13 protein-coding genes are annotated in these 13,104 nt (G+C 57.5%); 8 read left to right on the top strand and 5 right to left on the bottom strand.

What is annotated here, in order from left to right; genetic code table 11:
- Window positions 1–215: 215 nt before the first annotated feature.
- Together I9182_RS16610 and I9182_RS16615 are read left to right on the top strand one after the other, a co-directional pair.
- Window positions 216–446, top strand: a complete 231-nt coding sequence (locus I9182_RS16610; RefSeq protein ID WP_209599023.1) for a type II toxin-antitoxin system CcdA family antitoxin — start codon at window positions 216–218, stop codon at window positions 444–446.
- Window positions 446–745: a CcdB family protein gene (locus tag I9182_RS16615; RefSeq protein WP_209599024.1), complete on the top strand. Its 300-nt coding sequence runs from the start codon at window positions 446–448 to the stop codon at window positions 743–745. The genes I9182_RS16610 and I9182_RS16615 overlap by 1 nt, the downstream gene beginning before the upstream one ends.
- A 54-nt stretch (window positions 746–799) precedes the next feature.
- On the opposite strand, the gene I9182_RS16620 is transcribed toward I9182_RS16615, so the two are convergent.
- From I9182_RS16620 to I9182_RS16635, 4 genes are read right to left on the bottom strand one after another with little or no spacing between them, the layout of a single operon-like run.
- Window positions 800–1,744 (bottom strand): ABC transporter substrate-binding protein, encoded by a 945-nt coding sequence (locus I9182_RS16620; RefSeq protein ID WP_209599025.1) that lies wholly within the window; start codon window positions 1,742–1,744, stop codon window positions 800–802.
- A gap of 45 nt (window positions 1,745–1,789) precedes the next feature.
- Window positions 1,790–2,797 carry an ABC transporter permease gene (locus I9182_RS16625; RefSeq protein WP_209599026.1) on the bottom strand — a complete coding sequence of 336 codons (1,008 nt, stop codon included), beginning with the start codon at window positions 2,795–2,797 and terminating at the stop codon, window positions 1,790–1,792.
- Window positions 2,797–4,320: a sugar ABC transporter ATP-binding protein gene (locus I9182_RS16630; protein WP_209599027.1), complete on the bottom strand. Its 1,524-nt coding sequence runs from the start codon at window positions 4,318–4,320 to the stop codon at window positions 2,797–2,799. The genes I9182_RS16625 and I9182_RS16630 overlap by 1 nt, the downstream gene beginning before the upstream one ends.
- A gap of 41 nt (window positions 4,321–4,361) precedes the next feature.
- A complete protein-coding gene (locus I9182_RS16635) occupies window positions 4,362–5,915 on the bottom strand; it encodes an altronate dehydratase family protein (protein WP_209599028.1) in 1,554 nt (517 codons plus the stop codon).
- 81 nt (window positions 5,916–5,996) lie between these two features.
- Here I9182_RS16635 and I9182_RS16640 point away from each other — a divergent pair, with 81 nt between their 5' ends.
- From I9182_RS16640 to I9182_RS16665, 6 genes are all read left to right on the top strand, one after another.
- Entirely contained in the window at window positions 5,997–6,734 is a 738-nt protein-coding gene (locus I9182_RS16640; RefSeq protein WP_209599029.1) for a GntR family transcriptional regulator, read from the top strand.
- On the top strand, window positions 6,731–7,783 hold the full coding sequence (locus tag I9182_RS16645; RefSeq protein ID WP_209599030.1) for an aldo/keto reductase: 1,053 nt from the start codon (window positions 6,731–6,733) through the stop codon (window positions 7,781–7,783). Before I9182_RS16640 ends, I9182_RS16645 begins: the two co-directional genes overlap by 4 nt.
- The gene (locus I9182_RS16650) at window positions 7,773–8,201 is read left to right on the top strand and encodes an RbsD/FucU domain-containing protein (RefSeq protein WP_209599031.1); all 429 of its coding nucleotides are present in this window, start codon (window positions 7,773–7,775) and stop codon (window positions 8,199–8,201) included. The genes I9182_RS16645 and I9182_RS16650 overlap by 11 nt, the downstream gene beginning before the upstream one ends.
- On the top strand, window positions 8,198–9,028 hold the full coding sequence (locus I9182_RS16655; RefSeq protein ID WP_209599032.1) for an amidohydrolase family protein: 831 nt from the start codon (window positions 8,198–8,200) through the stop codon (window positions 9,026–9,028). Before I9182_RS16650 ends, I9182_RS16655 begins: the two co-directional genes overlap by 4 nt.
- A gap of 133 nt (window positions 9,029–9,161) precedes the next feature.
- On the top strand, window positions 9,162–9,917 hold the full coding sequence (locus tag I9182_RS16660) for an SDR family oxidoreductase (RefSeq protein WP_209506845.1): 756 nt from the start codon (window positions 9,162–9,164) through the stop codon (window positions 9,915–9,917).
- Between the two features lie 18 nt (window positions 9,918–9,935).
- A complete protein-coding gene (locus tag I9182_RS16665) occupies window positions 9,936–10,778 on the top strand; it encodes a fumarylacetoacetate hydrolase family protein (RefSeq protein ID WP_209599033.1) in 843 nt (280 codons plus the stop codon).
- A gap of 69 nt (window positions 10,779–10,847) precedes the next feature.
- Here I9182_RS16665 and katG read toward each other — a convergent pair whose 3' ends face one another.
- Window positions 10,848–13,028 carry a catalase/peroxidase HPI gene (gene katG / locus I9182_RS16670; RefSeq protein WP_209599034.1) on the bottom strand — a complete coding sequence of 727 codons (2,181 nt, stop codon included), beginning with the start codon at window positions 13,026–13,028 and terminating at the stop codon, window positions 10,848–10,850.
- Window positions 13,029–13,104 lie beyond the last annotated feature (76 nt).

Here is a 13,104-nt window from a genome sequence, read left to right on the forward strand (position 1 = left end):
CTCTTCGACCAACAGTTCAATAAACACAAACAAAAACAAAATGTCGCAGAATAATTGGGGAGGGTTGGAAAACTGAGCGCAAAGCTCTTTTGAGGCCAAAACCTCCTGATTGCCACGTGCCGTTGAACAGAGAGCTTCCGCGCTTCACGCATTATGCGCATGTTTGACGCGCATATCATGTGATGATAAAATGGCGCAGTTCAGAGGGTAGTCAAATGAATGCTCCATCTCGCAAACCGACAAATCTATCACTGGATGGCGATATGCTGTCCGAGGCGCGGGATCTGAAGATCAACCTGTCCCGCGCAGCCGAAGACGGCATTCGGGCCGCAGTCGCCAGCGCAAAAGCTGAACGCTGGAAAGCCGAAAACAAGGCCGCACTTGAGAGTTCCAACGCGTATGTCGAGCGTAATGGCTTACCGCTGGACACCTACCGACAGTTCTGATGCCAAAATACGACGTGTTCCCCAACCCGTCAGGTGACGGGTATCTTCTGGACATCCAGAGCGATCTGCTGAGCGGGTTGAACACACGCGTCGTCGTGCCCCTGCTTCCCGAAGCGACCGCGCCGATCCCAGCCACCCGGCTCAATCCCGTCTTTGATATCCAGGGCAAACCGTTTGTAATGGCAACCCAATTCATGGCTGCCGTTCCGGTGGGCATTCTAAAATCGCCGGTCGACAACCTTGATGACCACTTTGCGCAGATCACCGCCGGCATCGACATGCTAATGCAGGGATTCTGACAAGCTTCTGGCTCTTGGAGAACCAAGAGCCAGGAACAAGTATGACAATGAAAATCAGTCGTACAGAACAGCCGCGATCTTTGGATCGTCGATGTTGGATGCGTCGTAGTAGTAAAACCCGGTATCAATCAGGGCAGGAACTTCTTCGCCCTTCATCGCGGCCACAGCAGCCTTGACGGTTTCATACCCGATGCCCACGGGATTCTGAGTGATTGCACCCGCCATCAGCCCGCTTTTGATCGCATCTTTCTGGGCCTTGCCGCTGTCATACCCGATGATGACCAGCCCCTCGGTCCCCAGTTCCTGCACCCCGTTCACCACACCGATGGCCGAGCCTTCGTTGGTGCCGAAGATGCCATTCAGATCGGGGTTCGCCGCCAGGATCGCTTTGGTCACCTCGGTCGATTTCAGGTGGTCACCCTGACCGTATTGAACCGTGACAACTTCGATGTCCGGGTATTTTTCGGCAATGCGATTGACGAAGCCGTCGCGCCGGTCGATGCCTGTGCGGCTGGTCTGGTCATGCGCAACAACGGCCACTTTGCCTTTGCCGCCGATCATCTCGGCCATCTTGTCCGCAGCCAGCGCAGCCGCGGCCTGATTATCCGTTGTTGCTGTAGAAACTGGGATGTCGCTGTCAACGCCACTGTCAAAAGCGATGATCGGAATACCTTTTTCATCAGCTTGCTTCAGCAGTGGAATGGCGGCCTGGCTGTCCAGAGCGGCAAAACCGATGGCCTTGGGGTTATTGGCCAAGGCCGCCGCCAGCATGTCGATCTGACGATCCACCATGGTTTCGTTGTCCGGGCCTTCAAAGGTGATCGTGACACCGTATTCCTCGGCGGCCTGTTCCGCACCGGACTTTACCGCCTGCCAGAACTGGTGCTGAAACCCTTTGGACACCAGCGGAATATATATGTCTTCCGCTGATGACATAGTTGCAGGTATCGAAAGGCTGGCCGCACTCAGGGCCCCCAAAATGAAACGACGTGTTAGCATGTCTTCTCCTCCAGTTGGTCTTCGTTTCTGATTTTTTGTGACTGTTCAACCTGTCTTCCTGCGCCGCGCCATATCGGCGTAAACGGCCAGAATGATGATCGCGCCGGTGACAACGGTCTGCCATTCCTGCGCGACGGACAGCACCCGCAAACCATTAGTCAGAACCGCCATGATCAGGGCACCGATCAGGGTTCCAAGGATCGTACCGCGCCCACCGGACAGGGACGTGCCCCCGATCACGACGGCAGCGATGGCTTCCAGCTCATAGCCAAGACCCAGCGCGGGCTGTGCCGAATTCAGGCGCGACGCGATCAGGATACCGCCAATGCCACAGATCCCGCCTGCCAGAGCGTAAATGCGCATCTTCCAAAGATCAGTGTTCACTCCTGAAAGGCGCACCGCCTCTTCGTTTGATCCCAGCGCAAAGGTGTATCTGCCCAGAACCGTGCGCCCCAGAATGTACGAAGCTGCAATGGCAACAAGGAAAAGGATCAGCACGCCATTGGGGATCGGCAAAGCAGGGAAAACCTCTCCGATCAGCGACCCGCGCGAAATCTGGTCAAAGCCCGGCGTGTCATTGAAGTAGATGGGCCGCGTGCCCGAGATCACCAGCGACAACCCTTTTAGGATCAGCATCATACCCAGCGTGGCAATGAAAGGCGGGATTTTCATCTTGGCGACAAAGGTACCCGAACACAGCCCGCAGAACGCACCCGCTGCAATCGCTGCCGCAACCCCCAACAACAGCGGCATACCGAGATAGGTCAGCACGACACCGGCGATGACGGCACAGAACGTCATCAGAGTTCCCACGGACAGGTCGATCCCGCCGGTAATGATGACCAGCGTTGCAGCAACCGCCAACACCCCATTGACCGACGTCGCCTGCAAAATGGCAATCATGTTCGAGGTTTGCATGAAATTCGGCGACGCGATTGAAAACCCGATCAGCAAGGCAATCAAGCTGGCGAAGGCCAGCAGCTTTTGATAGGCGCCGCTTTCCGAGAGCCCCGCCAGCGGGCTTTTCTTTTCGATTTCCGTTGCTGAGGTCATTACGCTGTTCCTGTTACCTGCATCGCCGCCGCCCGCTGCGTCGCCAGATGCATGATGTCTTCCTGAGTGGTGGCTTTGCCGCCCGGCAAAATGCCGGTCAGTCGGCCTTCGCACATCACGGCAATGCGATGGCTTAGGCGCATGATCTCGGGCAGTTCCGACGAAATCACGATGATCGTCTTGCCTTGACCGGCCAGTTCTTCCAGCAGCTTGTAGATTTCAGATTTTGCGCCCACGTCGATACCGCGCGTGGGCTCATCGAAAATCAGGATATCGCAATCCCGCAGCAGCCATTTGGCAATGACAACTTTCTGCTGATTGCCGCCGGACAAAAGACGCACCTCCTGCGTGTCCGAAGGCGTGCGAATACCCAGCTGCGTGATGTAACCCTTGGCTGTCGTACTGATTTCACCATCGTTCAGGACACCGACACGTCCGGTGAACATATCCATCGAAGCCAAGGCAACATTGTCACGAACGCTCATCCCGGTGGCGAGGCCGAAATGCTTGCGATCCTCGGAAAGATAGCCAATGCCCGCCTTGACGGCATCGGATGGCGTGCGGATCGAGACCACCTGCCCATGCACCCGGATTTCTCCGCTATCTTTAGGATCAGCCCCGAAGATTGCCCGCGCAACTTCGGTACGTCCGGCCCCCATCAGCCCGGCAAAGCCCAGGATCTCACCCTTCAGGACCGAAAAGCTGACATCGCGGATTTCGTGACCCCGACTCAGCCCGGTCACTTCCAGCGAAACCTCGGCATCGCTCAGATCGGGGGGGACCAGCGGCTCTTCCTTGACTTCGCGACCTACCATCATCGCGATAATCTGGCTGATCGGCGTTGCTGCCGCGTCAACGGTGCCAACGTATTCTCCGTCGCGCATCACCGTAACCCGGTCAGCAATCTGCTTCAGCTCATCCATTTTGTGGCTGATATAGACAATGCCCACGCCTTCGGCCTTCAGGCGGCGGATGATCACGAACAGCTCTGCAATTTCAGCATCGTTCAGGGCCGCGGTCGGTTCATCCATGATCAGAACCCTGGACCGGAAAGACAGAGCCTTGGCGATCTCGACCATCTGTTGTTTCGCAATGGTCAGACTACCGACCTGCGCCCTGGGGTCGAGGCTTAGGTTCATGGACGCAAAAATCTCGGCCGTCTGTGCATTCAACGCGACATCGTTCAGTCGCCCAAACCGTTTACGAGGTTCGCGGCCGATAAAGATATTCTGCGCCACCGTCAGATCATTCATCAGGCTCAGTTCCTGATGAATGATGCCGATACCCAAGGCCTGCGCCTCGCGTGGCGAGGTTGGGTTTGCATCACGCCCTTCGATTTGCAGTGTGCCGCCGTCGCGCTGATAGATCCCCGAGAGGATTTTCATCAGCGTGCTTTTTCCCGCACCATTCTCGCCCATCAGCGCATGGACTTCACCCAGCATCAGATCGAACTGCACTGATTTCAGCGCATGGACTCCGGGAAAGTGTTTCTCGATCCCCGACATGTCGACCAGTTTTGTCATTTATCCTCCCAAACACCCCTCTCCCCAAGAGGTGGTGCGGCCTACATCACCGCGCCGATTTGCCAGGGCACGAATTCGACCCCGCCAAAACCAAGTTCTTCACTTTTTGTTTGTTCACCCGATGCGACACGGATCAGCATTTCGAACAGCTCTTCGCCTTTTGCCTCGATGCTCACGCCGTCTGTGACGATGTCCCCGCAGTTCAGATCCATGTCTTCCGACATCCGGGCATACATTTCGGAATTGGTTGCCAGCTTGATGCAGGGTGTTGGTTGATATCCCGAAACCGAGCCCCGCCCGGTGGTGAACACGATCAGGTTCGCACCTGATGCCACCTGCCCCGTGACCGAGCATGGGTCAAAACCGGGGCTATCCATGAAAACAAACCCGGTCCTGTCAATTTTCTCGCCAAACTTGTAAACACCACGCAAGGGCGCGGTGCCGCCCTTGGCGACAGCGCCAAGCGATTTCTCGAGAATGGTCGTCAACCCGCCGCGCTTGTTGCCGGGGCTTGGGTTATTGTTCATCTCACCGCCGTTGCGCTGAGTATACCCCTCCCACCAGCGTATGCGTTCGATCAGCTTTTCCCCGATTTCAATGGTCTCGGCCCGCCGGGTTAAAAGATGTTCCGCGCCGTAGATTTCCGAGGTTTCGGACAGGATCGTCGTCCCGCCATGCCGCACCAGCAAATCCGAGGCATAACCCAAAGCGGGATTGGCGGTGATCCCGGAATACCCATCCGACCCGCCGCATTGCATTCCAACCGTTATCGCACTGATCGGCGCAGGTTTGCGTTCGGCCTTGTTCGCGAGGTCGGCAATCCCGCGCAGCTCGTCCAATCCACGTTCAATGGTACGGCGTGTGCCGCCCTCACTCTGTATGGTCATATAACGCAGCACGCCATCAGGACGGATCGGACGACCCCCAACCAGATCGGCCACCCGCATCACCTCGCACCCCAAACCGATCAGCAGGATACCAGCGAAATTCGGGTGCTGGGCATATCCCGCCAACGTCCGGAACAGTGTGGCATAGCCTTCATCTTTTCCGGACATGCCACACCCTGTGCTATGAACGATCGGAACGATGCCGTCCACATTCGGGTACGCGTCCAACAAGCCCCGTTTCTCGGCGGCTTCGGCTATGAACCGCGCCACGGAGCCTGAGCAATTCACCGTTGTCAAAATGCCGATGTAGTTGCGCGTACCGACCCTGCCATCGGCGCGGTGGAAACCCTGGAAGATACGGTCGCCTGAAATCTCGGGCAGTGGCGTGTTCGCGCTTGCATATGCGTAGTCCTGCTGATGCGCCCCCATACCCAGATTATGGACATGAACATGCTCGCCCATGGCGATATCCGCTGTGGCCTGACCTATGATCTGTCCGTAGCGGATCACATTCTCACCTGCCGCAATCGGGACGGTGGCGATCTTGTGCCCGCGTGCGATTTCCGTGGGAAGCTGCAGCGATAGCCCGTCCGGTTGCGCGCCGGCCTTCAGGTCGCGCAACGCGATGATCACGTTGTCATCCGGGTTCAACCGGATTGTGTCACGGGCCGGGCCGCCTGGGGTTTTGTTCTTGGAAACTGGGTGCATGGAATCCCCGCTTGTTCGCCACAGAGCTACGGGGATAATCTGCTATTGTCAACTAGCATGTTAGTATGATAGTTCTGATTTATGAACCACCCATATGACATTGACGCCACCCGCCTGCCCGACATTTCAACATTTGAGGGGTCGCTCGCGCAGCGCGTTTACCAATCCATCAAACAGGCGATCCTGGCATTGGATTTCCCCCCCGGCGCTAACCTTCGCAAGGCGCCGATCTGCGCGCAGTTGGGTGTGTCCCGCGCACCTGTCGCGGACGCCATAACCAGGCTTGCCGCCGAAGGGCTGGTGGATGTGGTGCCGCAATCGGGTACACGCGTGTCCTATTTCTCGATGGATGAAATTCGCGAAGGGGCCTTTCTGCGAGAGGCCCTGGAGCTGGCAACAGTGGCCAAGGTAGCGCGTGACCTGACCGAAGATCAGCGCAAAAAGCTGAGCCGCAATGTGCGCCTGCAACAGTTGTTGATCGAAGATGAAGACATTGCCGGGTTCTATCACGCAGATGAGGAATTCCACGCCCTGTTGATGGCGTTCACCGGAATGTTGCGCCTGCCGGATGTGGCACAGACCGTGTCGTTACAGGTCAGCCGCGCGCGGATGTTGCTGTTGCCGACACCCGGCCGCATCGCGGAAACACTGGCCGAACACCGGGCGATATTCGACGCCATCAGCGCCCATGACGAACGTGCGGCACAAGACGCCATGCGCCATCACCTTGGGCAACTGATGCCTCGGATCGAACGGCTGCAACAGGAAAGACCGCAACTGTTCAATTTAAACCCCCAAAACACCCGAGAGGCAGGATGACCGTTTCGCAAACCGCCCTTCTGAACAACAGGACGTCCCGGCCTGTACCGCTGACCCGTATGGGGTTTGGCGGCGCGCCCTTGGGCAATCTTTATCGCAAAGTCTCGGAAGCTGATGCGCAGGCTGCTTTGCAATCCGCATTTGACTCGGGCATCCGGTTTTTTGACACCGCGCCGCAATACGGGTTGGGGCGGTCCGAGTATCGCTTTGGCGAAGCGATCAGGCGGTTTGGGCGTGAGAACATCCAGCTATCAACCAAAATCGGTCGTCTGCTGCTGGATTGCGAACCACATGAGGTGACGCCCGAAGCGTTTGTGGACGTTCCGCAGAAACGCATTGTGTTCGATTATACCTATGACGGCGTCATGCGGTCATATGAGGCAAGCCGAGACCGGATCGGTGTTGCCAATGCAGACATTCTTCTGGTGCATGACGTCTGCGCTTTCAGTCAGGGCAGTCAGGAAATGTCAGACGCCAAAGTGCGCGAGTTGTTCGATGGCGGCGGCTACAAAGCGCTGGTTGAACTGCGCGATGCTGGTGAAATCGTCGCGATTGGCGCGGGCGTAAACGAATGGCAGGTTTGCGAAAAACTGCTGGGCCTTGGCGATTTCGACGGATTCCTGCTGGCAGGTCGGTATACGCTTTTGGAGCAGGAAGCCTTGAACAGTTTTCTGCCGCTTTGCGAAAAGCGTGATGTGGGTATCATTCTGGGCGGGCCGTATAATTCGGGCATCCTCGCTACCGGAGCGGTGCCAGGGGCCAAGTATAACTATTCCGATGCGCCTAAGGATATTCTTGAACGGGTGCGCAGGATCGAAGCCGTCTGTGCGGCCCATGACACACCACTGATCGCAGCCGCGCTGCAATTTGTTCTGGGACACCCCGCCGTGAAAACGGTTGTTCCGGGCGCTGTTAACGCGGCTGAGGTTCAAGCCAATGTCGCCCTAATGGAACGGACCATCCCCGCCCAGCTTTGGTCAGACCTGCGGACCGAAGGCCTGATCCGGCCAGATGCCCCCTTGCCCAAGGAATCTGTCAATGTTGCGTAACCTCGACCCGCTGTTGTCACCTGAGTTGCTGTATGCCCTGCGTGCCATGGGCCATGGCGATGACATCGTTATTGCAGATGCCAATTTCCCGGGCTCCAGCCTTGGGCCTGACTGTATCCGTGCGGATGGTTCAACGGCAAGCGACCTGCTTGGCGCCGTTTTGTCTGTCATGCCGCTGGATTCATTCGTGCCCGACCCCGCGCTGACCATGCAGGTTGTCGGTGATCCCGAAGCCGTGCCCGAGGCCGTCGCAGATTTCCAAAAGATCATCGACGCGCAGGCTGACAACCCCGCACAAATTCAGGGTCTGGATCGGTTCGCCTTCTACCAACGCGCGGCATCAGCATTTGCCATCATTCAGACCGGCGAGCGCAGGCTGTACGGTAACATCATCCTGAAGAAAGGCGTGATCGCATGAAGATCGACGCCCATCAGCATTTTTGGGCACTGGCGCGTGGTGACTATGGGTGGCTGACACCGGACTTGAGCCAGATTTACCGGGACTTCGGGCCAGATGATCTTGCGCCATTGTTGCAAGCACAGGGCATCGACGGGACAATTCTGGTTCAGGCAGCGCCGACCGTCGCCGAGACGGAGTACCTGTTGTCCCTGGCGGACAAGACACCCTTTATCAAAGGTGTGGTTGGCTGGGTCGATTTTGACGCTCCGGATGCGAGCGCGCAAATCGCCAAGCTTGCCGCTCATCCCGCTTTGGTTGGTCTGCGGTCAATGATTCAGGATATCGCTGATCCGAACTGGATGCTCGGCACGGCATTGACGCCTGCCTTTGAGGCCATCCAGTCTAACGATCTGACTTTTGATGCTCTCACCCTGCCCCAACACCTGGGGCCGTTGCGTCAACTTCTGGCGCGGCACCCGGACATGCGGGTTGTGATTGACCATGGCTCGAAACCTCTGATCCGTGACGGCGTACTTGGCGGATGGGCCGAAGACATGGCCGCCATCGCGCAGGGCACCAACGCGTTCTGCAAACTGTCCGGTTTTGTCACCGAAGCTGCGCCTGACTGGACGGTTCGGGACCTGTACCCCTATGTGGATCACCTACTGAACACGTTCGGGCCATCGCGGTTGATCTGGGGCAGCGACTGGCCGGTCTGCACATTGGCAGGCAGCTATGAACGCTGGATAGATGCAACCGATGAACTGCTAAGCGAACTTTCCACCAATGACCGTGCGGCCATCCTCGGAGGGAATGCGGCCAAGGCTTATCACGTCAGGATTTGACGGTGCTGCACCGAACCCCAAATACGCACTGCTTTGGGCCCGCTGATCCAGCCAAATGTTATCCCTGAGACGCGAACAACAGGGCAGTTATCCCCAACACACTACCCGGTTTCGGGAAATCATGAGGACCAGAATGACATCCCATCAGCCTTCTGACCGACTAAAAGGCAAAACCGCATTCATCAGCGCGGCTGGACAGGGTATCGGACGTGCAACGGCCGAACTGTTCGCAGCCGAAGGCGCGCATGTCTTTGCCAGCGACATCAACGAAACCACTTTGGCCGAGCTTTCGGAGATCGACAGGATCTCTCCGATCCATCTCGATGTGACAGACGCGCATGCCGTGAAACGTGCCGTGGCTGAATTGCCACCGCTGGATATCCTGTTCAATTGCGCGGGTTACGTGGCAAACGGGACCATTCTTGAGTGCGAAGAGGACGACTGGGATTTCAGTTTTGATCTTAATGTGAAGGCCATGTATCGCCTGATCCGTCTGACCCTGCCCGCGATGTTAAGAAACGGCGGAGGATCGATCATCAATATGTCCTCGGTCGCCTCGTCGATGAAGGGCGTTCCAAACCGATTTGTATATTGCGCATCAAAGGCTGCCGTAATTGGCCTGACCAAGTCGATCGCCGCCGATTTCGTCACGCAGGGCATCCGGTGCAATGCTATCTGCCCCGGCACCGTTGACAGCCCCAGCCTGCACGAGCGTTTGAGGGCGACGGGCGACTACGAAAAAGCGATGACGGATTTCATCGCCCGCCAGCCGATGGGGCGCATCGGGACCGCGGATGAGATTGCTGATCTGGCGCTCTACCTTGCGAGTGACAGCAGCGCATTTACCACTGGTCAGCCCTTTGCCATTGATGGCGGATGGGCGATTTAAGCTGAAAAGGATCACAATATGAAACTACTGCGGTTTGGCGCCTTTGGTGCCGAAAAGCCCGGGCTGCTGCACGGCGATGGCACAATTCGCGACCTGTCAGGCGTCATCGACGATATATCGGGTGATGTTCTCAGCGACGAAGGGTTGGCGCGACTGCGCACGCTGGATCCACAGGATTTGCCGATTGTTGAAGGCAACACCCGTTTAGGGGCGTGTGTCGGCCATGTGGGCAAGTTCATTTGCATCGGCCTGAACTATGCCGACCACGCGGCAGAAAGCGGTATGGAATTGCCGCAGGAACCTGTGATCTTTTTCAAGGCGACATCGGCCATTATCGGTCCGAACGACACGGTGGAAATCCCGCGGGGGTCCGTCAAGACCGACTGGGAGGTCGAGTTGGGCGTGGTGATCGGCAAGGAAGCAAAATACATCTCCGAGGCCGAAGCTATGGATCACGTCGCAGGTTATTGTGTAGTCAATGACCTGTCAGAACGTGATTTTCAGCTTCACCGCTCGGGGCAGTGGGTCAAGGGCAAGTCGGCAGACACATTCGGCCCCATTGGTCCATGGCTGGTGACGCGGGACGAGATTGCAGATCCACAGAATCTACCGATGTATCTTGAGGTCAACGGCCACCGTTATCAGGACGGCTCGACCCGGACGATGCATTTCGGGGTGGCAACTGTGATCTCACACCTGTCGCAATTCATGTCCCTGCAGCCGGGCGATGTGATCTCGACCGGAACTCCGCCGGGCGTGGGCATGGGGCAAAACCCGCAAGTCTATCTGAAACCCGGCGACACGATGGAGCTGGGCATCGAAGGTCTGGGCATTCAAAAACAGAATGTGATCGCGGGATAATCGGGTGGTACCAGATGTCTGCCCAAACACAAAATCAGGCGAGGTTTCCCTCGCCTGAAAATTTTTGACTTAGGCTACCAGATCGAACCGGTCGTTGTTCATGATCTTGGTCCAGGCCGCCACGAAGTCGCGCACGAACTTCTGGGCATTATCGTCCTGGGCGTAGACCTCGGCGTAACCACGCAGGATCGAGTTCGAGCCGAAAACCAGATCCGCGCTGGTTGCGGTGAACCTGACCTCACCCGAGGCACGATCACGCAGCTCATATGTGCCACCGTCAACCGGGTGCCAGCTAAGCGACATATCCGTCAGGTTGACGAAGAAGTCGGTGGTCAACTGACCCACGCGATCCGTGAAGACCCCGTGCGCCGATCCGCCGTGATTGGCACCCAGCACACGCAGGCCACCAACCAGAACCGTCATTTCAGCTGCGGTCAGACCCAGCAGTTGCGCACGGTCCAGCATCATCGCCTCGGGTGATACCGCGTATTCCTTCAGCTGCCAGTTTCTGAACCCGTCCGCCAGCGGCTCCAGCACCGAGAAGCTATCGGCATCGGTCTGCTCATCTGTTGCGTCGCCGCGACCAGCCGAGAACGGAACCGTCATGTCAAAGCCTGCGGCTTTGATCGACTGTTCCAGACCGACGTTACCCGCCAGAACGATTACGTCGGCGATCGAGGCCCCGGTTTCCGCTGCAATCGGCTCCAGAACGCCCAGCACTTTTGCCAGACGCTCGGGCTCGTTCCCTGCCCAGTCTTTCTGAGGTGCCAGACGGATACGCGCACCGTTTGCGCCGCCGCGTTTGTCCGAGCCACGGAAGGTACGGGCGCTGTCCCATGCGGTGGTGATCATCTCGACCGCGGTCAGACCACTGTCGGCGATCTTTGCCTTGACGGCATCGACGTCATACCCGGTCGAACCGGCAGGGATCGGGTCCTGCCAGATCAGCTCTTCTGTCGGGACGTCTGGGCCATAGTAATTGACGCGTGGCCCCATGTCGCGGTGGGTCAGCTTGAACCACGCGCGGGCAAAGGTGTCAGCAAAGTAATCCGGGTCGGCCATGAACTTCTGACAGATCGCGTTGTATGTCGGATCGATCTTCATTGCCATGTCCGCATCGGTCATCATCGGCATACGGCGAATAGAAGGATCGGTCGGGTCGACCGGCTTTTCATCTTCCGGCATGTCGACAGGCTGCCACTGGTTGGCACCCGCGGGCGATTTTCCCAATTCCCACTCATATCCGAACAGGTAATCGAAAAAGCCCATGTCGAATTTGGTCGGGTTTTTCGTCCACGCACCCTCGATACCAGACGTGAACGCGTTGGTTGCCTTGCCGTTCTGGTCGGGGTTGTCCCATCCCAGACCCTGAGCAGAGACCGGGCAGGCCTCGGGTTCGGCGCCGATATGATCGCCCGCCATCGCGCCATGCGCTTTGCCGACTGTGTGACCACCACAGGTCAGCGCCGCCGTCTCTTCGTCGTTCATTGCCATGCGGGCAAAGGTTTCACGGATGTGCAGCGCTGTTTTCGCCGGGTCCGGGTTACCGTTCACACCTTCAGGGTTCACATAGATCAGGCCCATATGCACCGCACCCAGAGGGTTTTCCAGCGTGCCGGGGGTTTCTAGATCGCCATAGCGGTTCTCGGACGGGGCCAGCCACTGGTTCTCCGAACCCCAATAGACGTCTTTTTCCGGGCCCCAGATATCTTCACGGCCAAAGCCAAAGCCAAAGGTCTTCAGACCCATGGATTCGTAGGCAACCGTTCCCGACAGAACAATCAGGTCTGCCCAGGACAGCGCGTTGCCGTATTTCTTTTTCACAGGCCAGAGCAGACGGCGCGCTTTATCAAGGCTGGCATTATCCGGCCACGAGTTCAGCGGTGCAAAACGGATGTTGCCCGAACCAGCGCCGCCGCGACCATCCCCCAGACGGTACGACCCGGCAGAGTGCCACGCCAGTCGGATCATCAGGCCGCCATAATGGCCCCAATCAGCCGGCCACCAGTCCTGACTGTCGGTCAGCAACGCTTCGACATCGGCGCGAACAGCGCTGAAATCCAGCCTTTTGACTGCTTCGCGGTGATTGTAATCCGCGTCCATCGGGTTGGTGCGCGTGTCGTGCTGGCTCAGAATGTCCAGATTCAGCGCATCCGGCCACCATTTGGTGACAGAGTTGCCAGTACCCGTGTTGCCGCCATGCAAGACTGGGCAGCCGCCGGATTGGTGATTGTGGGGATTACCGTCCATTGTAAATCTCCTGTGTCTTTACCGAGGGGTTCAGATGTCTTGACTCGTACCTTACGGTTTCGATAATTGGAAATTT

The organism is Ruegeria sp. HKCCSP351, from assembly GCF_017872535.1.
In the GTDB taxonomy this organism is placed as follows: Bacteria; Pseudomonadota; Alphaproteobacteria; order Rhodobacterales; family Rhodobacteraceae; genus Ruegeria.